The organism is Nostoc parmelioides FACHB-3921, assembly GCF_014696625.1.
GTDB classification, from domain to species: Bacteria; Cyanobacteriota; Cyanobacteriia; order Cyanobacteriales; family Nostocaceae; genus Trichormus; species Trichormus parmelioides.
This window is the reverse complement of record NZ_JACJQL010000060.1, coordinates 1-26,812: the sequence shown is the minus strand read 5'-3', so window position 1 is coordinate 26,812 and position 26,812 is coordinate 1. Positions and strand designations below refer to the sequence as shown.

At 41.0% G+C, this 26,812-nt stretch carries 9 protein-coding genes; all 9 read right to left on the bottom strand.

The window, feature by feature from the left end; all coding sequences use genetic code 11:
* Window positions 1-43: 43 nt before the first annotated feature.
* Window positions 44-3,388: a non-ribosomal peptide synthetase gene (locus tag H6G14_RS25965; RefSeq protein WP_242053627.1), complete on the bottom strand. Its 3,345-nt coding sequence runs from the start codon at window positions 3,386-3,388 to the stop codon at window positions 44-46.
* Window positions 3,385-11,073, bottom strand: coding sequence for a non-ribosomal peptide synthetase (locus H6G14_RS25960; RefSeq protein WP_199326293.1), 7,689 nt, complete (start codon window positions 11,071-11,073; stop codon window positions 3,385-3,387). Before H6G14_RS25960 ends, H6G14_RS25965 begins: the two co-directional genes overlap by 4 nt.
* 44 nt (window positions 11,074-11,117) lie before the next feature.
* On the bottom strand, window positions 11,118-15,869 hold the full coding sequence (locus H6G14_RS25955) for a non-ribosomal peptide synthetase (RefSeq protein WP_190570952.1): 4,752 nt from the start codon (window positions 15,867-15,869) through the stop codon (window positions 11,118-11,120).
* Window positions 15,870-16,011: 142 nt separating this feature from the next.
* Complete coding sequence (locus tag H6G14_RS33710) at window positions 16,012-17,793, bottom strand: ABC transporter ATP-binding protein/permease (RefSeq protein WP_242053617.1); 1,782 nt, start codon at window positions 17,791-17,793, stop codon at window positions 16,012-16,014.
* Window positions 17,794-17,797: 4 nt separating this feature from the next.
* The gene (devC, locus tag H6G14_RS25940) at window positions 17,798-18,979 is read right to left on the bottom strand and encodes an ABC transporter permease DevC (RefSeq protein WP_190570950.1); all 1,182 of its coding nucleotides are present in this window, start codon (window positions 18,977-18,979) and stop codon (window positions 17,798-17,800) included.
* Between the two features lie 65 nt (window positions 18,980-19,044).
* Entirely contained in the window at window positions 19,045-20,211 is a 1,167-nt protein-coding gene (locus H6G14_RS25935; RefSeq protein WP_190570948.1) for an HlyD family efflux transporter periplasmic adaptor subunit, read from the bottom strand.
* Window positions 20,212-20,237: 26 nt separating this feature from the next.
* Entirely contained in the window at window positions 20,238-21,308 is a 1,071-nt protein-coding gene (locus H6G14_RS25930) for an LLM class flavin-dependent oxidoreductase (RefSeq protein ID WP_190570958.1), read from the bottom strand.
* Between the two features lie 149 nt (window positions 21,309-21,457).
* On the bottom strand, window positions 21,458-25,711 hold the full coding sequence (locus H6G14_RS25925) for a pre-peptidase C-terminal domain-containing protein (RefSeq protein WP_190570946.1): 4,254 nt from the start codon (window positions 25,709-25,711) through the stop codon (window positions 21,458-21,460).
* Window positions 25,712-25,909: 198 nt separating this feature from the next.
* A partial coding sequence (locus H6G14_RS25920; protein ID WP_277884330.1) for a calcium-binding protein occupies window positions 25,910-26,812 on the bottom strand: 903 nt, incomplete at its 5' end.

Here is a 26,812-nt window from a genome sequence, read left to right as displayed (position 1 = left end):
TAGGTTTTTTAAACGCAGAGGGGCGCGGAGAGTTTTTTGAGGGTTAGGTTTTTAGTCGGGTTTGTCTTTGTTGGAGGAGTCTTTGTTTTCCGGTTTGTTGTTGGGAGATTCTGTTTTCTATTTCTTTATCTGGTGTAGGGATTGTTTGGGTTAAATATTTTGCTAGGGAGTTGATGGTGGGATAACGGAATAGGTCTACTAGGGAAATGTTTTGATTTAGTTTTAGGGTGAGTTGTCCTTGCATTCTGACTATTAATAAGGAATGTCCTCCTAAGTCGAAGAAGTTATCATGTATGCTGATTTTTTCTCTGCCTAATAATTGTTGCCAAATATCAGACAGGGTTTGTTCGATTTGTGTTTGTGGTGGTATGAAATTGTTGGTGGTTGTTAAAGGTAAATTGTTTGATTTTGGTAATGCTTTGCGGTCTATTTTACCGTTGGGTGTGAGGGGGAATTTTTCTAATAATATGAATGCCGATGGCATCATGTATTTGGGCAATTTTGCTGCTAGAAATTGCTGTAAATAATTTATCTCAATTGCGTTGTTAAATTCTGGAGTTACCCCCCTTAATCCCCCCTTATAAAAGGGGGAAACTGGAGAATTATCTATCTCCCTCCCCTTTATAAGGGGAGGGTTGGGGTGGGGTAAGTTTGATTCTGGGGAACATGGAACTATATATGCTATTAAACGCTGTTCTCCTGGTTCATCTTCTCGCAGGGTGACTACTGCTTGTGCTATTGCGGGATGTTGTGCTAGTACCGCTTCTATTTCTCCTAGTTCAATGCGAAATCCGCGAATTTTGACTTGATAATCTAGTCTCCCTAAGTATTCGAGTTTACCATCTCTTAGGTAGCGGACGCGATCGCCTGTTTTATATAAAGTGGTGACTGTTGACTGTTGATTGATAAATCTTTCTGCTGTCAATTCTGGGCGATTTAAGTAACCCCTGGCGACTCCTGCACCACCTATATATAATTCTCCTGGTACGCCGATGGGAACGGGTTGTAAATGCTCGTCAAGGATGTAAAATTGGGTGTTGGCAATGGGATGACCGATGGTTACGGGTTCATCTATACTGAGTTTCTGTGCTGCTGACCAAATGGTGGTTTCTGTCGGTCCGTATAGATTCCAGACTTCTTGACTACAAGATAATAGCTGTTGGGCTAGGGTATTATCTAATGCTTCGCCACCACAGAGGATTTTTAAGTCCTGTTTACCTTCCCAACCACTGGCTATAAGTAACCGCCAAGTTACGGGGGTGGCTTGCATGATGGTAATTTGATGGTGTTCTATGCAGGTTGCAAGTTGGCGAGGGTCAACTAAGGCTGTTTGCGGAGGTAATACGACTTGTGCGCCTGTAATTAAAGGTAAAAATAATTCTAAGGCGGCGATGTCAAAGGCGATGGTGGTGACTGCTAGGAGTTTGTCGTTAGGGGTAATTGATAATCTCTGTTTCAGGTCTGTTAAAATGTTGACGAGTGATCGCCCTTCAATCATCACCCCTTTTGGTTGTCCTGTTGACCCAGATGTATAAATTAAATAAGTTAGTTGTTCTGGTGTTACTTTAATTTGTGGGTCAAAAATTGGCTGCTGGCTAATATCTTCCTCTAATTCATCGAGGTTAATTGTTGATAATTTTTCAGTAATAATACTATTTAAAGATATCTGCGTGAGCAACAATGTTAACTCTGCATCTGCCATCATGAAACGCAGACGTTCTGGGGGGAAGGTGGGGTCTAGTGGTACGTAGGCTGCACCAGCTTTGAGGATGCCCAGTAGGGCTATGATTAATAATGGCGATGAACGCTCTAAACAAACTCCAATTCTGGCTTCTGGTTTGATTCCCTGTTGTAGTAGATAATGGGCGATTTGGTTGGATTTGGCGTTTAATTCGGCGTAAGTTAGGGTTTTATCTGTAAATACAACTGCTGTCGCGTCTGGTGTTTGTTGTGCTTGCTGGCTGATGATTTCATGAACACATTGTTGAGGAATTTCTTGGGTGGTGGCGTTCCAGTCAATGAGTATTTGCTGTTTTTGGGTGGGACTGAGAAATGGGAGTGCGGATAAAGTACAATCTCCCTGTGTCATTCCTAACAACAGGGTTTCTAACTGTTCTAAGATTTGGGTGATGGTGGTATGGTGAAAGCGATCGCTATCATATAAAATTCTCAAAGCCAGTTGCGAATCGGAAACTGCATACAGTGTCAGAGGATAATTCGTCTGTTCTGTCCCTTGAATATTGCGAATTTCCAAAGATTCTAAAGACTGTTTTAAGGCAGGTTCAATGGGATAATTTTCAAATACCACCAAGGTTTCAAATAGTGGTATGGATGGTGAAACTTCACTCCAACGATGAATATCTACTAAGGAACTATATTCATATTGCCGTATTTCTACTTGCTGCTTTTGTAGTTTTTGCAGCCATTGATATAGTGTATCTTCAGGAGAGACTAACACCCGGAATGGTAAGGTATTAATAAATAATCCCACCATTGCATCAGCACCATTCAGCGCACTGGGACGACCAGCACTAATGGTAGCAAATAAAACATCTTTCTCACCGCTATAGCGACTTAACAACAACGCCCAAGCACCTTGGACAAAGGTATTGATGGTTAATTGTTGTTGTTTAGCTAGGGTTTGTAGTTTGCTAGTTAATTCGACTGAAAGCTGAATTTTTTTCTCATGATAATGACTGTGTAAATTATCGGGACGAATATTTAGATTTTGACCAACATTTAACCGCGTTGGTGACACAAAGCCCTGTAATTGCTGTTTCCAAAAAGTCTCAGCTTCAGCTAAGTTTTGTTGCTGTAACCAACCAATATAATCTCGATAACGACGTGAGTTGAGTAAAACAGGTGTTTGTTGTTGACTATATGCTTGATAAATAACAATAAATTCTTTTAAAAGTACCTGAACAGACCAACCATCTAATAATAAATGGTGATAACTCCAAACAAATTGATAAACTTCAGATTTTAACTGAATGAGTGTCATTTGCATCAGAGGTGCTTGGGATAAATTAAACCCCTGTTCGCGCTGTCTTTGTAGCAGAACTTTTAAAGCTTCCTGTTGTTGATGAACTGAAAAATCAATCCAATTAAGATGATTAATCTGACATTTTACTTGCTTCCCAACTACTTGTAGAGGCTTTTCTAAATTATCCCAGACAAAAGCTGTGCGTAAAACAGGATGACGATTGATTAAATCTTGCCAAGCGGCTTCAAAAGCGGGAATATTTAAATTACCATGTAACTCATAATTTACCTGTACCACATAAGCACCAGAGTTAGGCGCGTACAGACTATGAAATAACATACCCTGCTGCAAAGGTGAGAGGGGATAAATATCCTCAATCATTTTTTGATTTAGAGTTGTATTCATTGCAAACCCTCCGATGCAAAACTAATCATCCCCATTACCAAATCTAAGGTTTCTTGATTTAAATTTACTAACTCAAAATCAGAAGGTGTGTAACCTCCCACATTAGGTAAATGACAGTGATTGATAATTGCTTGTAATCCTTGCTGAAAATTATTTGCTAATTGTGAAATAGTTTCCTGTTGATACTGCTGTTGACTATATATCCAATCAAATTGGAATTTACCATCACGGACAAACCCAATAATTTCTATAGCATAGCGTCGAGTTTGTTGTTTATCTTGGGTTGTAATTCCAGGTAAGGGTAGCCATTTCAATTTTCCATGTTCCAAACCTAAATCTAATTGTCCTAAATAATTAAAGCTAATTTCTGCTTGAGGTAAATCCTGCAACCTTTGACTCGCTTCACCGTCATCAAGGTAACGGAGTATTCCATAACCAAATCCTTGATTGGGTACTGTTCGCAATTGTTCTTTAATACCTTTAAGCATTTCCCCCCAATCATCACTTTCTTTTGATAACAAACAGGGATAAATTGCTGTAAACCATCCCACAGTGCGAGATATATCTATATCTTCTCCTGGGAAATTACGTCCATAACCTTCTAAATCAAGCAACACCAAAGGATTATCTATCCAGGTTGAGATAGTAGCAGTTAAAGCCGTTAACAATACATCATTAATTTGTGTATTGTAGACCGGAGAAACTTCTGTAAGTAAAGCTTGAGTATCTTCCACGGAAAGTTTTATAGTCACAGTCTCAACATCAACCACCTGATTACCACCATCAGGATAATCAATTGGTAATGGTCTAACTCCTGCGTATTTACTTGATAACCAATATGTTAATTCCTGTTTTAAACCTTCCAACAGAGAATAATCATATAACTTTTCCGCCCAAGTTAAAAAAGAAGTAGTCTTAGCAGGTAAACTAATTGTCTGTTTCGCCAAAGCTTGTTGATAAGCCGTTTGAAAATCCGCCAACAAAATCCGCCAAGAAACCCCATCAACAACCAAATGATGAATAACAATTAATAACCTAGACACCTCCCCTAAATCAAAATTAACTACTCTCAATAAAGGAGCATCACTAATATTTAAACTAGCCTGTATTTCACCAGCAAATTCTTTAATCTTGATTTCCTGCTCACTACCAGACAAACCCGACAAATCACAAAAAACCAGAGGAACATCCCCACCCAGTTCAACAACTTCTCCTCCTATCTCTTCCTTTGCGTCTTTGCGCCTTTGCGTGAGTAAATTTTTCCCTCCAAATTTACACCGCAACATATCATGATGCAGCAATAACTTATTAATAACTACACCCAAAACTTCCTGTTGTAACTTCTCCCCAGACTCTAAAAACACCACCTGATTAAAATGATGCTGATTCACCAAATCCTGCTCAAAAAACCAACATTGAATCGGAGTCAACCGCACAGGACCAGTAACCATACCCTGCGGTAGTAAAGAAGATTTATCAACAGTAACAACTCCTGCAACTTCAGCAATAGTTTGATATTGAAAAAGCTGCTTAGGCGTTAATTGTAATCCTACTTGATTAGCCTTAGCTATCACCTGAATTGCCAGAATTGAATCCCCACCAAGCGCAAAGAAATTATCATAAATACTCACTTGGGACAAATTCAAAACCGATGACCAAATTTCTACTAACTTAGCTTCTATATCAGAACGTGGTACAGTTCCATCTGGAAAAGTTGTAATTTCTGGTGCTGGTAATTTATGTCTATCTACCTTACCGTTAACTGTCAGAGGTAGAGTTTCTAAAGCAACAAAAAAGTGAGGAATTAAATAATCAGGAAGACGTTGTTGTAAAAATTCTCTGAGATTATCTGGTGTAGTATCTAAAGGGATAAAGTAGGCTATAAGTTGTTTTTCACGAGCAATAACCACACATTCCCGTACTCCTGGATGCTGATTTAATACAGCTTCAATCTCACCCAATTCAATGCGAAATCCCCGAATTTTTACTTGATTGTCTAATCTTCCTAAGTATTCAATTCTACCATCTGCAAGGTAACGAGCGCGATCGCCTGTTTTATAAAGAGTGCTGAGTATGGTAATTCCCAGTCCCCAGTCCCCAGTCCCCAGTCCCCAATTAATGAACCTTTCGGCGGTTAAAGTTGGTTGATTTAAGTAACCCCGCGCTAGTCCGTCACCAGCAACATATAACTCACCGGGAACGCCTACGGGTACGGGGTTGAGGTGATTATCGAGAATATAAACTTGAGTATTATTGATAGGACGACCGATAGGAACAGTGTTACTCTCACAGATATCGGTCACACTATAACAACAGGTAAAGGTAGTATTTTCTGTAGGGCCGTAACCGTTAATTACACGACATTCAGGATATGTTTGCACCAATTTGTTAATATGAACCGCAGATAAAACATCACCACCAGCGATTAATTGTTTGACTGATTTCAAACTTTCAAGATGTTCATCTACCATCAGATGAAATAAGCCGGCTGTTAACCACAGAGTAGTAATTTGATGTTGTGTAATAGCCTGTCCGATTTCTGATAATGTGGGTTGTTGACTAGATAAAATTACTAAGCGACTACCATTTAATAATGCTCCCCAAATTTCAAATGTAGAAGCATCAAAAGCTATTGGTGCGGCTTGAAGTAAGGTTTCATCTGCACTTAAATTTATATAATTGCAATCTTTGACGAGTCTCACTACACCACGATGGGGTATACATACACCCTTGGGAACTCCTGTAGAACCGGAGGTGTACATGACGTAGGCGAGATTTTCGGGTGTGGTGTGGTTGACTGGGTTGGTTGTGGGGTGCTGTGTTAGGTTTGCGGTGTCTGTATCAAAACAGAAGATAGGTAAATCGGGTAATTGGGGGATGTACTGCTGTTGGGTGAGTATTACCTGTATTTGAGCATCTTCAATTAAAAATGCTAGACGTTCCTGGGGATAAGTTGGATCTAAAGGAACGTAAAAACCCCCAGCTTTGAGGATTGCTAAAATACCAATGATAAAATCTAGGGAACGGTGAGAACAAATTCCTACAGCTATTTCTGGCTGAACTCCTAAAGATTTAAGATGATATGCAAGTTGATTAGCTTTGGTGTTGAGTTCTGAGTAAGTAATTTTTTGATGGTGACAAATCACTGCAATTTCATCACCAAATTTTGCAACTTGCTGCTCAAATAATTCTTGTATGCAATGAGTTATAGGATTGGTTGGCGAAGTACCAAAATTGATGATTTGCTGAAGTTCTCCCCCACTCATTAAAGGTAAATCAGAAATTTTTTGACTAGGTTCAGAAGTCATTCCCAACAAAATATTCTGGAAATGTTCTGTAAAACGGTGAATCGTTGTTTCAGTAAACAAATCACAGTTATATTCCCATTTACCTTGTAAACCTGCGTCTGTTTCCGCAATCATTAAGGTGAGGTCAAATTTTGCCGTACCGCCATCAATTTCTAGGGTACTCCAACGCAAACCAGGAATTTCTATTGACTGGGTAGGTGCATTTTCTACTGCCAGTATAACTTGAAATAAGGGTGAATGACTCAAAGAGCGCACTAATTTTAACTCTTCCACTACCTGTTCAAATGGTATATCTTGATGGCTATATGCAGATAACACCATTTCTCGCACCCGTGGTAATAATTCCGCCACTGTGGGATTATCTTCTAGGGAAATTAACAGCGCGAAGGTATTCACAAAAAAGCCAATTAATCCCTCTGTCCCAGAATAATGACGATTCGCCACAGGACTACCAATGACGATTTTTTCTTGTTGACTATAGCGATGCAACAAGATACTTAACGCCGAAAACATTACCATAAATAATGTAGTGTGCGTTTCCTGTCCGAGTTGTTTAATTTTCTCTGTTAATTCTTCAGATATTGTAAAACTATGACGCTGACCTCGAAATGTTTGAATAGCTGGACGCGGATAATCTGTAGGTAATTCTAGTAGTTCTGGTGCTGACTCTAATTGTTGTTTCCAATATTCCAATTGATAGTTAAATTTATCATTTTGCGACCTTTGCCAAACAGCGAAATCAGCATACTGAATTTTTAATGGTTGTAGAGGAGAAGGTTGTCCTTGAGAAAAGGCTTGATATATACTCGCCATTTCCTGAGCGAATACATTAATTGACCAACCATCGGTAATAATGTGGTGCATGGTCAATAATAGGATGTATTCCTGAGTATTTAAATATAATAATTTGGCTCGTAAAAGTGGACTGATTTCTAAATTAAAAGGTTGCTGACTTTCCTCTTGTGCAAGTTCTTGGATAAGTTTTTGCTGTGGAGATGGGGGAAGAAAACTTAAATCTACAACTGGGATATGGAAATTGATTTCTGTTGCAATGATAGCTATTCCTTGACCATCGACATTGACAAAACTGGTACGCAAAATTTCATGACGGTGGATAATTTCTTGCAAACTTTGTGTTAAGACATCAACATTCACATCACCAGTAAGTCGTAAAGCAGCAGCTATGTTGTAGGATGGGTTTTCTGGTTCGATTTGCGCTAACATCCACAAACGTTGTTGAGCGAAGGAAAGCAATATTTTATCTGTACTTTCCCTCACAGGAATTGAGTAAGACGGAGATTTATTTAATCGAGAAGAATCAATTAAGGTTGCTAATTCAGCAATGGTAGGATTTTCAAATATTTGTCGTAAAGAAATATCTACCCCAAACACCTGCTGAATTTGGGAAACCAGACGAATAACTAATAAAGAATGACCACCCAAAGCAAAGAAATTATCTGTAATTCCCACTGAATTTAAATTCAATATATTTTGCCAAATATTCAGCAATAATTCCTCTGTGGGTGTGCGTGGTGCAATTGTCTGTGATGATGTTTTGAATTGTGGTTTTGGTAATGCTTGACGGTCAACTTTACCGTTAGGAGTTAGCGGTAGTGCATCTAAGGTGATAAATTGAGAAGGAATCATGTAATCTGGCAGATGTTTTGCCAAAAATTGCCGCAAATCCGTTATTTCTGGATTTTCTGAGACAATATAAGCAACTAAGCGTTTATCATTAATGGTATCTTCTGTCACAACTACAATAGCCGCTTGTACCTCTGAATGTCGGCTGAGTACCGCTTCTATCTCACCTAATTCAATTCTGAATCCCCGAATTTTTACTTGGTTGTCTAATCTACCTAAGTATTCTATTGTACCATCTGGGAGGTAACGAGCGCGATCGCCTGTTTTGTAGAGGGTTTTCTCACGCAAAGGCGCAAAGGCGCAAAGGGGAGTTTTGAGGAGAAATTTTTCTGCGGTTAATTCAGGGCGATTTAAGTAACCTCTGGCGACTCCCGCACCACCAATGTAGAGTTCTCCTGGTACGCCGATGGGAACGGGTTGTAAATGCTGGTCAAGGATGTAAAATTGGGTGTTGGCGATGGGATGACCGATGGTAACGGGTTCATCTGGAATGAGTTTTTGTGCTGCTGACCAAATAGTTGTTTCCGTCGGCCCGTAAAGATTCCAGACTTCTTGACCTGATGATAACAACTGCTGCGCCAGTGACTTATCCAAAGCTTCGCCACCGCAGAGAATTTTTAAATCTGCTTTACCTTCCCAACCATGAGCGATAAGTAAACGCCAAGTAGCCGGGGTAGCTTGCATCACCGTGATTTGCTGCTGTTCGATGATGTCTGCTATCTGCGAGGGGTCAACCAAAGCAGTTTGTGGTGTTAAAATAACTCGCGCACCGACAATTAAAGGCAAAAAGAACTCTAAAGCCGCAATATCAAAAGCAATAGTTGTAATTGCTAACCAACGGTCTGTAGAACAGATTTTTAACTGCTGCTGCAAAGCTGTGATTAGATTAGTGAGCGATCGCTGTTCAATCATTACCCCCTTCGGTTTACCCGTAGAACCAGAGGTATAAATTACATAAGCCAAATTTTCTGCTGTAACATCACTGATGGGATTCTCAATAGATTGTAGAGCGATCGCTTGCCTATCTCCCTCCCAACAAACAACCCTCCCAAACTCCTCTCTGCGTCTCTGCGTCTCTGCGTGAACTAAAAGAACCCCCACCTGAGCATCCCCCAAAATCCACTTCACCCGCTCATCAGGGTAAGTTGGATCTAAAGGTAAATAAACCCCACCCGCCTTAAGCACCCCCAAAATCCCAATTAACATTTCCGGGGAACGTTCCAAACAAATTCCCACAGTAGTTTCCGGTTTTACCCCCAACTGCTGCAAATAATGAGCCAGTTGATTAGCCTTATTATTCAGTTCTCTATAAGTCAAACATTCCTCACCAAAAACCAACGCAACTGCATCAGGTGTTCTTTCCACCTGCGCCTCAAATAACTGATGAATGCACTGATTTGGATATGCTTGTGTAGTTTGATTCCAATCTTTTAATATTAATTGCCGTTCCTGGGGCGTTAACATTGATAGTTGTGAAAGCCTTTGCTCAGGCTCATGCACCATTGACATCAGCAAAGTTTCTAAATGTCCTAAAAGGCGCGAAATCGTTGCTGCATCAAAACAAGAGACATCATAACTAACTTTAAATAACAACTTCTGCCCAGGAATTACTGTTAATATCAGAGGATAATTTGTTTTTTCAAATCCTTGGGTATCTTCAATTTGGAGAGTCTGATCAAAATTTTTGATTACCGATTCTATCGACACTGGATAATTTTCAAATACCAGCAAACTCTCAAATAAAGATATTCCACGCGGAACTGAACTCCAGCCTTGAATATCTACCAAGGAACTATAACTATATTGTTCTCTTTCTACCTGTTGAGCTTGCAATTGTTGCAGCCAAGGTATTATTTGCATCTCTCCATCTACATCGACGCGCACAGGTAAAGTATTGATAAATAAACCAACTATCTTTTCTACCTGTGGTAATTGTGGAGGACGACCGGAAACAGTAGTACCAAATACAACATCATTCTCACCACTATAACGGCTTAACAATAACGCCCAAGCTCCTTGTACTAAAGTATTGAGCGTGAGATGATGCTGACGGACAAAGTTTTGTAATGTTTCAGTTTGTTGACTGTTGACTTTTGACTGTTGACTGAAAATTGAGGATTGGTTATTTATTCTATTCCCCAAAACTGTTGGTGTGGAAAAATCTTGAAGTTGCTTGCGCCAATAGCTTTCCGCTTGCTCTGGGTTTTGTTGCTGTAACCAGAGAATATAATTACCGTAGGGGATGGGTGATGGTAGAGTTACATCCTCACTTTGACAAAATGCTTTATATAGTGTGAAAACTTCTATTAATAAAATACCGTTACACCAACCATCCATGAGTAAATGATGGTGACTCCAGATAAATTGGTATTTATTGGCTTCTAAACGAATTACAGCACAACGCATCAGGGGAGGTTGCTGTATATCGAAACCAGAATTACAGTCGCACTCTAAAAACTCAGTTAATTTAGCTTTTTGTTTAGCAGCCTCTAAACCACACCAATCTAATTCTTGCCAAGGTAATTCTACATTGTCATACACCACTTGCAATGGTTTTTCTAACTCTGAATAGTGAAAAGCAGTTCGCAGCACTGAATGACGCTCAACTACACGCTGCCAAGCTTGACGAAAAGCGGCTTTATTTAAATTACCGCGAATCACACAACTACGCTGCTCAAAATATACGCCCGAATTGGGAGCATATAAGGTGTGAAATAACATCCCAGCTTGCATGGGAGAAAGTTCATAAATGTCGATGATGCTACTTTCCACTTTCACTACCTTTTCTTTGGCTGAAGCTTGTTTAAAAATTTGTCGAGTTGCTGCTGATTTAAACGCGCACCTGCAAAATCTGACGGTGTATAACCGCCACTATTTGGTGCTTGGCAATATTGAATTATTGCTTGTAATGTTTTAATGAATTGCTGGGCTAAATTTTCAATGGTGGTTGTGTCATGTAAATTGCGACTGTATCGCCATTGAATTTGTAACTGAGATTGTGCGATCCAAGCATTGATATTTAATACATATCGACGCTGATTTAGAGGGTGGGATGATAATCCTGTAGATTCTTTTGCTAGTCCCAGAATCCATGCTTGGGAGGTAAATAAATCTAGTTGTCCCAAGTAATTAAAACTAATAGCAGATTGGGGTAGTGCTTGTAAAGTTTGAGATATCTGTTGATTCGGATTTAAATATCGTAGCAGCCCATAACTAATACCTTTTTGCGGAATTTCTCTGAGTCTTTCCTTTACATATTTTAAGTTTTTTCCGATGTCATTTATATTTTTAAATTCTAAAAATGCTGGAAAAACTGCGGTAAACCAACCTACTGTCCGAGTGATGTTTATATTAGGAAATAAATCTTCTCGTCCATGCGTTTCTAAGTCAATCAGTACAGAATTTTGTTGTGTCCATTGACTATAGGTTATTGCTAAAGCGGTTAATAATACATCATTGATTTGTGTATGATAGGCTTTGGGTACTACTTCTAGCAAGGCGCGAGTTTGACTGATATCTAGCTTAACCTGAATTTCAGCTTCAGAGGCAATGTTATTATCACCTTTACCAATCTTATCTAAAGGTAATTGGGGTAATTGTTTAGGGAGAATTTCTAACCAAGTTTTGAATTGTGCGACAACTTGATCAGATTCGGCGTAATTAACCAAATTTTGCGCCCATTCTTGGAAAGATGTGGTTTTTGATGGTAGTTTTACAGGTGTTTGATTGGTTTTTAGCTGTTGATAGGCTATGACTAAATCTTCTAGCAAAATTCGCCAAGAAACTCCATCTACAACTAAATGATGAATGATAAATAGTAGGCGATGATTTTGATTATCTCCTAGTTTAAACAAGGCTACTTTAAATAATCTCCCCTGAGCTAAATCTAAACTAGCTTGCAGTTGAGAGGCGATTGATTCAATTTGCTGGGTTTGTTGGTTTGGTGACAATCCATTTAAATCAACAAATGTCAATATATCCTGATTATCGAAGGTGGGAATTATATCTTGCTCCCACGCAGCATCTAACGAGGAACTCGTAAAACAAGAACGCAATACATCATGATGTAATACTAGCTCCTCAATTGCCTGTTTTAAGTAATCTACCTCTAAATCTGCCGCTACTTCCAAAAGTACAGCTTGATTAAAGTAATCCCATTTGTGCAAATTTTGCTCAAATAGCCAATGTTGAATCGGCGTTAAGGGGACTATTCCCGTCGCTATTCCTTGTTCTACTTGAGTTGTCGGCGCGATTTCTATCACAGTTGCTAGTTCTGCGATGGTTTGATGCTGGAATAGTTGCTTGGGTGTTAACTTGATTCCTGCATTATTCGCCTTCACTACCATTTGAATACTTAGGATGGAATCTCCCCCACGCTCAAAGAAATTATCATGAATACCAACGCTCGCACCGAGAATTTCTGTCCAGATTTCTACTAGGGTGGCTTCTGCGGCGTTACGTGGTGCGATTTGTTCTGACTGTGGTTTGGCTGCGGGTGCGGGAAGTTGCTGTTTGTCAACTTTCCCGTTGGTTGTCAATGGTAATTGTTCCAGCCAGACAAAGGCTGAAGGTAGCATATAAGCTGGTAATTTCGTCGCTAAATATTGCCGAAAATCTGTTTTTTGCTGATTCCCGACAAGATAAGCGACTAATTGAGACGATTGGGGGTGATCTTTCCGTAGGATGACTACTGCTTCTTGTACTAAGGGGTGAGCTTTTAAAATTGCTTCAATTTCCCCCAATTCCACCCTAAATCCGCGAATTTTTACTTGATCGTCTAATCTGCCCAGGTATTCTATTGTACCGTCACTGAGGTAGCGGGCGCGATCGCCTGTTTTGTAGAGAGTGTTGACTGTTGACTGTTGACTGTTGACTGTTGACTGTTGACTAATAAATTTTTCTGCTGTTAATTCGGGGCGATTTATGTAACCTCTGGCGACTCCTGCGCCACCAATGTAGAGTTCTCCTGGTACGCCGATGGGAACGGGTTGTAAATAGTGGTCTAAAATATAAAGTTGGGTATTGGCAATAGGACGACCAATAGGTACATTACCCTGGTTCGATTTTCCTTGTGAAGCATTATAAATACAGCATCCTACAACGGTTTCTGTGGGGCCATATTCATTAATTAACTTTGTTTGGGGAAAATAACTGCGCCAAAATTCTAAATGTTGTTCGATTAGTGCTTCACCGCCAATGATGAATGCTTGGGGGTATCCGGCTGGCATTTGTTGCGGTAGAAGTTGAGACAGTATGCTTAAATGAGCAGGGGTAAGTTTAACTAAACTAAAATTGCTTGCAGAACTGAGGGCGGTTTTCAGTGCTTCGATTTCCTCGGCTTCTGGTAGCAATATTACCGCTTTCCCAACGAGCAGGGGTGTATATAAACTGGTAATTGTGGCATCAAAGCTGATGGCAGATTGTACAGGTACACCCACACCTAAATCTACTGGATAGGTTTGAATCGCCCATTGGAGATAATTGGCTAATCCTCGATGGGTAAGCATTACGCCTTTTGGTTTACCCGTCGAACCGGATGTGTAAATTATGTAAGCAAGGTTTTCACCTGTAACTATGTTGGGGGGGTTTTCTGCGGGGTTTTGAGCGATCGCTTGCCAATCTTCATCTAAACAGACTACACTGCCTTGATATTCTGGTAATGCTGTCACCGATGCAGCCATTGTTAATATAATTCTCGGTTGAGCATCCCCCAGCATATAGGCTAAACGCTCAGGGGGGAGTTTATTATCTAGGGGGATGTACGCGCCTCCAGCCTTGAGAACTGCTAGTAAGGCTATAATTAATTCTGGCGATCGCTCTAAATAAATTCCTACTAAAGACTCACAACCTACGCCTAATTTTTGTAAATGATGGGCGAGTTGATTGACTTTGCTGTTCAGTTCTTCATAGGTAACGGTTTGCTCTTGATAACAAACAGCAATACTATCAGGTGTACGCTGAACTTGCTCCTCAAATAGTTGATGTAACCACTTTTGTGGATAGTCTACCTGGGTTTGATTCCATTCCACCAGGATTTGATGTTGTTCTTGAGGGGTGAGAATGGGTATTTGGGAAATTTTCAGGTTTGGTTTCTCTACAATGGCTGCTAGTAACACCCGCAAGTGCTGAATCATCCGGGTGATAGTCTGCTGCTGAAATAAATCTGTACAATATTCCATCACCACCAGCAACCCTTGGGAACGTTCCACTATATGACAAGTTAAGTCAAATTTGGTTGCGCCAGTTTCTACCCAAGTTTGCTGAATTTCTAAGTCTGGTAGTTGTAAATCTAACTGGGAATCATTCTGCAACTGATAAGCTTCATTTTGCACCTGAAACATCACTTGCACTAAGGGATTATGGCTCAAATCCCGTTCTATTTGGAGTGCTTCTACAATTTTGGCGAAGGGAATTTCTTGATGTTCAAAGGCTTCGGCGGTGGTGGTGCGTATGCGTTCGAGGAGGGTGGTAAAGGTGGGATTTCCAGATAAATCTGTGCGTAATACTAACGTATTGACGAAAAAACCAATTAAACTTTGTATTTGTTGGCGATCGCGGTTTGCACTCGGTACTCCTAAAACAATCTCGTCTTGCTGACAATAGCGATGTAGCAACACTTTAAAAGCTGCTAACAACAACATAAACAGCGTTACACCTTGCTGTTTACTCAATTGTTTCAGGGATTCTGAGAGAGTTTTGGACAGTAAAAATGATTCTGTTTTCCCGTTAAACTTTTGTAGTGCGGTGCGTGGGTAATCTGTTGGTAGTTCTAGGGTAGGCAATTTGGCTAATTTTTGTTGCCAGTATGCCAATTGTGTTTTCATTTCTTCTCTTTGCAACCATTCTCTCTGCCACAGGGCAAAATCTGCATACTGAATTGATAATGCAGGTAAAGATGGTTGCTCACCGTTAATTAATGCACGATAACAACTTGCTAATTCCCGCAACAGGATGCCCCGTGACCATCCATCAGCGATGATATGGTGTAGTGTTAGCAGTAGGGTGGCTTGATTTGGTGCGAGGCGAATTAATTTCACCCGCATCAAGGGGGCTTGAGTTAAATCGAAGGGTTGACTGGCTTCTAATTTGGCTAAATCTTGGGCTGTTTGTGCTTGTTGTTGCGGTGGTAAGTCTTGTAAATCAATAATTGGTAGTTGTAAGTTAATATTTGCCGCAATTTTTTGATAAGGTTTACCTTCTTGGGATAAAAAGGCAGTTCTTAAACTTTCGTGGCGTTGGATAATTGTTTGTAAACTAGCTAATAAAGTCGGAATTTGCAATTTTCCTGCTAATTGCCAAGAAATTGCAATATTATAGGATGAATCGCTGGGGTTGATTTGATGCAGAAACCACAGTCTTTCTTGGGCTAAGGAAAGGGGTAATTCGGTGTTATTGTTGCGGGGTGGAATAATTTGGCTAGAATTGGCTTTTTGGCGGAGTAGTTTTTCTAGTAAGGCTCGTTTTTCAGGCGTTAGTGAGGCTAAACGGCTTTGTAACTGCTGGGGGATGTTGGGCTGGGAGGATGTCATATCAATATATGCTTACTCTTGGGGATTGCTGAGTAAGGTAGAAAGTAATGATTAGTTAGAAGCTTAAAAGTTAGTTATGTGGTTTTATTATTGCAAGTTTCTATTAATAAGTCTAGGGGGTGATTGAACGCAGAGGGGAGGTTTACGCAAAGGGGCGCGGAGGTTTTATGAGTTCGAGTATGTGGTGATGGAAGGGGCGGAGTGAGGAGCGATGTCCGACGCTAATGTAGGTGATTTGGGTTGTTTGGAGTTGTTGATACAGTTGGGTTTGATTGCTTTCGTCTAAGGCACTGGTGGCTTCGTCTAGAATGGCGTATTGGGGAGACTGTATGAGTAAGCGGGCAAATGCTAATCTTTGTTGTTCTCCAACTGATAAGACTCTTTCCCAGTCGGTGATGCTATCTAAACCGTTGAAGCGTTCTATTAAGTCTGTTAAGTTTACTTGCTGTAACACTTGCAAGAGTTCATCGTCTGATATACTGCGGTTATTTTGGGGATATAGTAGCTGTTCTCGTAAGCTGCCGAGAATCATGTAGGGACGTTGGGGTAAAAAGAGTAGGTGCGATTTTGGATAGGTAATTTTTCCACTTCCCGACTGCCACAATCCTGCTAATGCACGCAATACAGAGGTTTTACCTACGCCACTTTTACCGGTGATTAATAGGGATTCTCCAGGGGAAACAGTAAAGGATAAATCTTTGACTAAAATCTTTTGATAGTCGGGGGTGTGTAGGGTGACGTTTTGGAAACTGATGCAGGAATCTTCAACTAAGTTAATTAAATACTCCTCTCCATCACTCTGATTTTTTAGATTATTGGTAGAACCTAACCCCCTAACCCCCTTCCCTAGTAGGGAAGGGGGAATATTTAAAGCCTCTCTCCTTTCAGGGGAGAGGTACTCTAGCGAGAAGCCGCTCTGCGTCTTTGGAGAGGGGTTTTCTAGTTTCTCAATACTATTTTGCAATTCATCTAACCGAGTGACGGCTGCGGCTAAGTTACTCAATTGCTCAAATTGGCTAATAATTAAACTTAAAGCTAGTAAAATACTGCGGAAAGCTACTCCAGCTTGTGCGGATACGCCTATTTCTAGTTCTCCCGCTAAAATTCGAGGGGCTAATATAAATGTTGGTAGTAAAAATGTGATGTATTGATAACTGTTTTGAAATAAGTCTAAGCCTAATTGCCAACGAATTAAATGTGTAAAGTTGCTGACGACTCTGAGAAACCTTTGCCAGATTTCTTGAGATTCTACCGCTTGTCCTTGGTAAAATGCGATCGCTTCTGCATGATCTCGCACGCGAATCAAGCCGTAGCGTAAATCAGCTTCTCGTTTGAGTTGTTCAAAGTTAATTCCGACTAAAGTCTTACCAAAAACTATTGTGGTGAATACTGTGCCAACTACAGCATAAATGATTAAAAACACCATTAATGTAGGTGCAATGCGCCACAGGACTCCAGAGAAGGCAATCAGTTGTAAAATTGAGTCTAATAGGACTATGGCAAAATAAAGCGATTGTTGGCTAAAATTTTGAATATCTTCGGCAATGCGTTGATCTGGGTTATCAATATCCGATGTTGTCGTCAGGTGGTAAAAGTTGCGTTGATGCAGATATTGATTAAGAAAATATGTAGTTAACCACTGTCGCCAAGATAAACTTAATTGGGCTTGCAAATAGGTTTTCAGGGCGAGAATTGGTACACCGATGAGTAAAATTCCCAGGAAAATTACCACCGCTTGGATAAATCGGTTGCTATCTACTGCGGCTAGAGATGATTCTAGTTCACCGAGAAACAGGCTTAAGACAACGGTGACTACTGTACCGATGAGTGAGAGACATAGTAACAGAAAAAGGAGTGCGATCGCTTGCCACTTTTTTTCTGAAAGCCAATAAAGTTTACCGATGCGCCAAAACTGCTTGAACATTGGACTAAAATACATCTGCGGGATCAGCAGAACGGAGTTTACTAGAAGCGATCGCAGCTGAAACTAAACACATAATTAATGTCAGAATAAATACCATAATCGCCAAATCAGGTGTCATCGCCAATTCCAAGCGCGTCAAATCTGCGAGAAAACTATACATTCCCACAGAGATAAAAAAGCCTGGGATAAAACCTAATACTGTCAGCATGGCTGCTTCTTGGAAAATTACCAATAAAAGATAAATATCAGAATAACCCATTGCTTTAAGGGTAGCGTATTCAGCCAAATGATCTCTCACATCGGCATATAAAACTTGATAAACAATTACCACCCCAATAATAAACCCCATAACTGCGCCAAAACTAAAAATTAATCCAGCCGGGTTTTCTTGTTGATATTTCAATTCTTTAGCAATTAACTCTTCATGAGTATAGACACTAATACCAGGTACATTTTTTTCAATACCAGCCTTTACTGCTTCTGGATTAACACCAGGGTTTAAGGTAACTATACCAATGCTGACTCTATTTAAAATTTCTTTACCAAATATTTCTGCATAATTAGCCTCACTGGTAATCACATTACCTGTACCCAGAAAAAATGAGTTCCCCAAATTAAATAATCCAACGATATCAGCCTTACGCCGATTAATTAGAACTGTCAGTTGATTATTTTTATTACTACTAAAATCTTGGACGACAGTTCCCAACTCTTGTTTAGCGAACCGATCAAATATAAAACTATCAGGTACACTGATTTTATGGAGTTGAACATTCACTTCAGGAATATCAAAGACTTTTCTGTTAGGGTTAAAAGCAATCACCCGTGCTTCATAAGATTGATATTCTTGTTTATAAGCCCACGCAACACCAGAATTAATATAGAGAGGAATAGTATCAGCAACACCTGCAATTCCCGCCGCTTGATATAGTCGCAAACGGTCAAATTCAATTGAACCTAAAAATCTAGTATCTGGATGTACTAAAAATAAATCTCCTTTGAGACTTTCCGGTAAAGCCGTAGCCCCACTAGTAAATAATTGCCTAAAACCCAATTGCATGAAAATTAATATATTGGCAAATGCAATTCCTCCCATCGCCACTAAAAGACGAGTTTTTTGATGTGATAACTGCGACCAAGCCAGTGAACGCTGAAATTGTGCTTTTTTGAAAATATATTTTAACATTAACAATTCTAAATAGACGCAACAGAAAACTTTAAGCACCTTTTAGCTTTTAAAACTCCCACAAACTACCGCCCAATATCAATCTTTACCCGTACCAACATATAAGTTAAAGCAGCAATTTTAGAATTATACTTAGGGTCAATCCGCACCTTAACAGCAATCACCCGTGAATTATCGTCAGTTGTAGGGCCTCTTGTATTAGCAGCATTTTGCAGAGTTCTTTTACCAATTTGTAAAGCAATTTGTTCAACAGTACCTTTAATTTCACCACTAAAACCACCATACTCGCTGCTAATAATTGCTTTTTGTCCGAGACGCACCTTATCAATATCAGTTTCCGCTACTTCAGCCACAGCAAACATTCGGTTAGTTTGAGCAATTTCGACAATCCCTTGATTAGTGTTGACTTGCTCACCAATACGAGTATTTATTTTTAATATTTGACCAGCAGAAGGAGCGCGGACTTTGGCATTTTCTAATTGAGCTTTTTTTTGAATGACAGCAATTTTAGCTTTCTCTAAATGCACTTTCGCAATTCTGACATCTACGGGACGAATTTCTTTTAATTGTGCTAATGTCGCCTCTTCTTGAGTAATTTGTGCTTGTAAAGTCGTGATAGTTTTCTCTAATTCTGCTTGGCGTTCCATCAAGGTAGCTTCAGCCGTAGCTAATTCTCTTTTAGCTGTGTCTGCATCTGCAATAGAAATAGCACCTTCAGTAGATAAATCTTGGCGACGTTGATAAGTTAATTGTGCTTCTTGTAGTGTTGCTTCTGCACTATTTATAGCAGCTTGCTTTTGGATAGTTTCTGCTTTCAACTGCGCTTCTAAACGAGCAATAGTAGCTCTTTGTGCGGCAATTTCAGCTTGTTTAGCTTCACCTTGCTGCACCTTTAAAAGTTCCGCCTCATGCAAACGCACATTAGCCTCAGCATCGCGTAAATCTGCTTCTAATTGATCAATTCCTTGTAAAATTGCTATAACTTGGTTTGTTCTAACAAAATCCCCTTCCTTCACCAAAATTTGGTTAACTCGACTATCTTGAGCATTAGGCACAGAAAGCTTAATTACTTCCCCTTCTGGTTCAATTTGTCCCAGTGCAATTACAGCAGTCACAGGTGCAGGTTCGACGGCAATTTGAGCAGTAGAATTAATATTTGCCTGTGATGTTGTACAAGCTGTAGATAGACTTAATAAGCCCAAAATAATCGTTAAGTTACACCATTTTTTCATGAACTTAAAACCTAACCAAAACACCCCTACACCCTTACACCAACCATTGATTTTTTATTTTCCTGCAACAGCTTTAATTGACTAACAAATGGTAGACTTGCCATCACTAAATCGTAATCTTGCACAAAATCAATTAAACAAGCAACTTCATCAACACCAGCCGCTTGAATTTGTTCCAGAAACGGAAGACAACTTGCAGGAGTGCCAATGAGCGATCGCCCTTTCATAAATCCTTCCACGCCAAATTGCAGTAAACTATCAATATCATCTTCCGAGAAGTTTTTGATACTGACATTTAACCCCATACCCTTAGCCAGATTTTCCAGCAAGTCGTAGTGAGTTTTCAGATAATTGCAGAAAGGCTGTGTAACTTTTGCTTTCACATCATTGATATCATCCCCTAAAAAGGTATGAATCATCAACGCCACTTTCCCCGATTGGGGGTCGTGTCCATGTTTGGCTAAAGATTTTCGATAAAGTTGAATTTTTGGAACAATATCATTAAGAGTACCACCTAATAAGGAAGTCAAAATATGAGTTCCTAATTTTCCTGCTTCCACAAAGGTTTCTGAAGATTGACAAGTCATCCAGACGGGTAGTTCATTTTGTACAGGACGAGGCAGTGTTTTTACTGTGAAAGTTTTCCCAGTCGCATCTTGACGTTCAATAGCTTCACCCCGCCACAGCTTCCGCATCACCTCCAAATCACGCCACATCACGGCTTTGCGGTGAGCATGGGGTTCACGAGCTAAAACAAAATCATCTACAGTCCAACCAGAAGCAAAGGCGATCGCTACCCGACCATGTGATAAATTATCCACCACAGCCCACTCTTCCGTAGCCCGTACAGGGTCATGTAAAGGTAAAACAAAACTCCCAGCCCGTAGCTGTACCCTTTCAGTAATCATCGCCAAAGCCGCACTTGTCAGAGTTGGATTAGGGTACAGACCACCAAAAGAGTGAAAATGTCGCTCTGGAGTCCAAACAGCCGTAAAACCGTTAGTATCAGCAAACTTAGCACTCTCTATCAAAAGCTGATATTGATTTAGACGAGCAACAGAACCATCACCATCAAAATAAAACAGACTAAAATCCATACTTTTAATTAACCACTTATTGTTTTTTCTCACGCATTCGACGAAGTCGTTCTCGAAGAGTAGGCGCAAAGGCGCAAAGGGAATATGAAACATTCCTCCTTGCGTACCTCTGCGCTTACCTCCGCGCCCCTCTGCGTTTAAACTCTCACTTAAACAACAGTAAACACCTCAGAACTCAGACTACTAGATTGAACAAACTTCAACACAGCCAGAGCCTCATCACCAATCTGAATCAGCGTATCCAAACCACTTTGACTGAAAGTTAGTTGCTCAAAAGTGATACCACCACTCAAACCAACCTTTTGACCCAAGCTGACTTGGAAATTGTTGATAGTGTCAACACCAGCACCTTGAGCCACAACCACAGTATCTTGACCACCATTCAAGAAGATGATGTCATTACCAAGACCACCATTAATCAAGTCATCACCAGAGCCACTGTAGATAATGTCATCACCAGTATCGCCCAGTAAAGTATCTTGACCACCACTACCATAGAGGAGATCATTACCGTCACCCCCATCTAATAGATTGTCGCCAGCACCACCAGTTAAGTAGTCATTACCAGCAGCACCAAGCAAGGTATCTGTACCACCACCACCAAACAGCGCGTCATTACCCTCGCCACCATCTAAGAGGTCGTCACCAGCACCGCCAAATAGCTTGTCATCACCGCCTCTAGCATAGAGTGTGTCATTACCAGCGTTACCAAACAGGCTCTCTTCCTCATAAGTCCCAATCAGGGTGTCATCACCTGAAGTCCCAACGGGGTTAGTCGGTTGCTCTGGAGTTAGATTAAAACTAACTGTGTACTCACCATTTTCAATTCCGAAATCAGCGAATAGCCAACCAGAACCACTACCAACCATATTTGGATCATAGTAGTCATTACCAATCTGACTGATGCCAACATAGTAAGTACCAGTTGTTTCGGCGGTGAACTCTAAGTAAGGGTCATTAAAGGCTGAGAACACCTCATATGGTGCGGCTTGAAAGTCATCAAAATCGGTCTTCGCCAGTTCATTACCTTCTGCATCAAAGATTCGCAACTGTGCGTACAGTAACTTAGAATCAATTTCTGCCGCATCAACGTTAATTGAGAGCTTCTCCCCTACCTTGAGATTGACTTTGTATAGGTCTACATCCTCAGTCCCGTCAACCTGAATGCTTTCCTCACCTTCCCCGACGGTATATTCAGCGATTTCGCCATCAAAGGTGACTGTGGTGTTAGTTGTAGTCAACCCAGTGGCGATCGCAGTTGCTAGAGTATCATTAGATTCTTCTAAGGAACTAGGAGCTAGTTCTGGTGAATCCACGAGTGTCAATGTACCGCTATTAGCTAGGGGGTTAATTTGATAACCATCACCAGCTAAGAGAGTTACAGTAGCCGTTTCGACACCTTCAGCGATATTATCGTTGGCGATCGCTACACTTAAACTCGCAGTCTTTTCGGTAATCTTCAGAGTGAAGGTATTATCTGCGGCTGAATATCCCAGTAATTCCCCTCCCTCTACCACCAAGCTATCTGTGACAAAGTTTTCAGCAATATCAGTCACGCTGACGGTGACAATCACCCCTGCAACTGGTGGGGTAGCACTCAAGCTAAAATTCAGCTTGGCTACCGTTCCTTCCGTCTCAATCAACACCTGTGGTTCAGTGCTGAGACTAACCTGAATCTCCGACTCAGGAGTATCTTTAATCGTAATGACAGCCGAACTCTGTTCTGGATTGACAGTGTAACCAACTCCAGGCTTGACCTCAAAATTAAATTCCTCAATCCCTTCAACAATGTCGGTACTGTTAAATACAGGTAAGGTAATAGTTGCAGTTTGAGCCAACAACTTAAAATAGAAGCCACTAACTGCACCATCGGCGATCGGTACACCACCAGTAAACTGTGCTTGGAAGATGCTAAACTCATTCAAGGCATCTTGAGCGTTGCCACTGATGTAAACTTGTACACCTTCTGCTGGAGGTGGTTCACTCAGAGAAAGAGTGATTGTGAAAGAAGTTTCCTCAGACTCAATTAATTCTGTGGTGCTAAACGCCAAACTGACTTCTGGAGTCACCGAGGGAGCAGGAACTTGCTCTAGGGTATCGTAGAAGGTGACAGTAGAACTGCTAGCAGCCGGATTGACTTGGTAGCCAAGGCTTTCCACAATAGTAAATGTAGCCGTTTCTGCCCCGTCAGTTTCCGCTTCCTCTCGATTTGTGGGATTGAGGGTAATCGTAGCAAAAGATTCTGTCAGCCTGAACCTAAAGCCAATAGCCTCACCAGCTTCGTTGTAAACAGCATCCAGAAATTCCCCACCACGACTAAAGGGTTTACCGTTGAGATTCCCCCCATAAGCGACTGAATAATCTTCTTCCACACCACCAAAGTAATCTGTCAGAACAATATTACTGGTAATAAAAACATCAATCCCCTCTTCGGGAACTTCACCACCAGCAACCAAGACAATATTTAGTGCAGAACCCGCATCTTCCCCAGATGTTTCCACCAAAGCCGGGGCTAAAATTTGAAAATCGCGGTTCTCGAAATCATTATTGTAAGTTCCGGCGATCGTTTGCAGGAAGATGGTAGGGCCTTCGCCATTACCTGGGGGAATTTCCGTCGCTCCAGCTACAAAGCCATTGGGGTTGTTGAGACTGATGTTGAGGGTATACTCACCAGTACCATACTCATCTGGGTCAGTGCTGCTATAACCATTACCACTAGCAGGTTTGTTGGGGTCATACTCACTGTTGTTATACAGAGTCACGCCCACATAGTAAACACCGTCACTAGGGGCAGTAAATTCAATGTAGGACTGGAAACCAGAGTCAAAAACTTCATTTGGGGCTGCACCATCATCATTCGATGCTAATTCTGTACCACTGACATCGAACAGACGCAACCAAGTATCTACCTTTCTCCCATCTGCAAATTGATTGGAGTCAGTATCAATTTTGATAGTGTCACCAGCTTTCAGTTCAACTTTGTAGAAGTCTACATCTTCGGAAGCATCTACATAAACTAAACCGTTTTCAGTGACGTAGCTATTATCAAAATCAAAATCCAGGGTGCTATTGATAGTAAAGAAAGGCGCAGCTGCACTCAACCTTGTATCAAAAGCTGTGTCAATTGTGTCGTTGGGTTCACTAACTTCACTCAAAGGAGGTGCTAATTCAGGTACATCAACAATCGTAAAATTACCAGAATTTGCAGCCTGATTCACCTGATATCCTGCACCTGGTAACAGGCTAAACACTGCCGTCTCAACAGATTCAGCCACACCATCCGCCTGCACAGGTAGCTGAATTGTTGCCGACTTAGCAGTAATTTTTAAGTCAAATCCATCACTGCGGATAGCGACAATTTCCCCTCCCTCAACTTGGATAGCATCAAGGTTAAACTCGTTCAGGTTGGGAGCATTTACCGATACAGTCACACCTGCGGCTGGTGGCGTAGCACTGAGATTAAAAGTATGTAGTGATACAGTGCTTTCCGACTCAATCAGCAATTGTGGAGAGGTGGTGAGACTGACTTGAATTTGGGAGGTTGCATCATCTACTACTGTGATAGTAGCTCCTGATGCAGTTTCATTAATCGTATAACCGGGGGCTGATTGCAAATTGAAAGTCAATTCTTCAATACCTTCAACGGCATCATCAGCAAAGGCTGACAGAGTAATACTAGCGGTTTGCTCAGTGATTTTAAAGTAAAAACCGTTGGCAGCAAAATTAGGTGCAGGGAAAACGCCCCCCTCAACTTGAGCATTGTAAACATCGAATTCCGATATATCCCGTCCTGCGGGGTCGCCTTCGCCACCAGTTTGAGTATTACTCTTAACATAAACGAGTACACCTCCGGCTGGTGGTGGTTCACTGAGGGTAAAGTTGAGTGTAGTGGTATTACCTTCAGCTTCGCTAATAGTGGCATTTTCCACACTCAGGCTGATTTCCGGTGTCACACTAGGAGTAGGTACTTCCTCAAGGCTGGCGTAGAAGGTGACTTCTGACGAACTATCACCAATGCTGTAGTCATCGCCAGCTTCCAGTGTGAAAGTTGCTGTTTGCGTCCCAGCACCGTTATCTTTGACAGCAAGATTGATTAACGCATTTGCTTGAGTTAGTTTAAATTTAAATCCAGTAGCTTCCCCATCTGCGTTGAAGACTGCACCGACAAATTCACCCCCAGGAGAAAATGGTTCAAGTCCCAGATTACTGAAGTTATCACGGAAAGCAATATCACTATTCACCGTGACAATTAATCCTTCTGCGGGGACTTCGCCATCAACACTAAACACAAAAGTTAGCAGAGAAGTACCATCTTCTAGGGATTTGACAATTGCTGATGCGACTAAATTATCTTGAGAGTCAAAAGCACCAGCGATCGCATTGAAGTTTACTAAACTTGTCATAATAGGGTTTTCCGATTCATGAAATGTTCACTCAACAAGTGTTCCGGATCGGTTTTCGAGAAATACTTTGCGTAACTCTGCGTCCCTCTAAAATTAATTAAGGCATTGCTGAATTGAGGTATGAAAATCAACTCACACTTTCATTCAGCAATACCGAAACGGTGAATGGTCAATAACTAACCATTCACCACAAAATCATTAGACCGTTGTAAAAGCTGAAGAACTCAAATCACTAGATTGAACAAACTTCAACACAGCCAGAGTTTCATCACCGACTTTCACCAACGTATCCAAACCGCTTTGAGTTAAAGCTAGTTGCTCAAAGGCGAGTCCACCACTCAAACCAACCTTTTGACCCAAGCTGACTTGGAAATTGTTGATAGTGTCAATACCAGCACCTTGAGCCACAACGACGGTATCTTGTCCACCATTCAAGAAAATGAGGTCATTACCCAGACCACCGTTAATCAAGTCGTTACCAGCACCACTGTAGATAATGTCATTGCCAGCACCACCCAGTAAGGTGTCATTGCCACCATTACCATAGAGGATATCGTTACCATCACCCCCATTTAAGATGTTATCGCCAGCACCGCCTGTGAGGTAGTCATTGCCAGCACCACCCAATAAGGTATCTGTACCAGCACCACCAAACAATGCGTCGTTACCTTCGCCACCATCTAAGTAGTCATCGCCAGCACCACCAAATAAGTAGTCATTACCCAGACCGCCAAAGATGCGGTCATTACCAGCATTACCAAACAAACTGTTGTTGCTGTCAGTACCAACCACAATATCGTCACCAGCACCACCAACAGGATTGGTTGGGGTATCACTGATACTCAGAGCGATACTACCAGCATCGGGGCTAACTTGATACTGTTCTCCATCCACCAAATTGAAGGTGAAACTTTCAATACCTTCATTCGCACCATCATCAAACACCTTGAGACTGAGAGATGCTGTAGGTTCAGTTAAAGTAACGAAGAAACCACCACCAGTGCCATCTGGGGTTGGGAAGCCAGCAATACCTTCCAATGTGACAGCAGGTGTGCCATCTTCATTAAAGATGACAAACTCACCTAATGCTGCTCTGGTGGG

Coding starts and splice junctions, on each gene's coding strand:
- H6G14_RS25965 (WP_242053627.1), bottom strand. CDS start 3,388: ATGAATACAACTCTAAATCAAAAAATGATTGAGGATATTTATCCCCTC.
- H6G14_RS25960 (WP_199326293.1), bottom strand. CDS start 11,073: ATGCAAGCTGGGATGTTATTTCACACCTTATATGCTCCCAATTCGGGC.
- H6G14_RS25955 (WP_190570952.1), bottom strand. CDS start 15,869: ATGACATCCTCCCAGCCCAACATCCCCCAGCAGTTACAAAGCCGTTTA.
- H6G14_RS33710 (WP_242053617.1), bottom strand. CDS start 17,793: ATGTTCAAGCAGTTTTGGCGCATCGGTAAACTTTATTGGCTTTCAGAA.
- devC (WP_190570950.1), bottom strand. CDS start 18,979: ATGTTAAAATATATTTTCAAAAAAGCACAATTTCAGCGTTCACTGGCT.
- H6G14_RS25935 (WP_190570948.1), bottom strand. CDS start 20,211: ATGAAAAAATGGTGTAACTTAACGATTATTTTGGGCTTATTAAGTCTA.
- H6G14_RS25930 (WP_190570958.1), bottom strand. CDS start 21,308: ATGGATTTTAGTCTGTTTTATTTTGATGGTGATGGTTCTGTTGCTCGT.
- H6G14_RS25925 (WP_190570946.1), bottom strand. CDS start 25,711: ATGACAAGTTTAGTAAACTTCAATGCGATCGCTGGTGCTTTTGACTCT.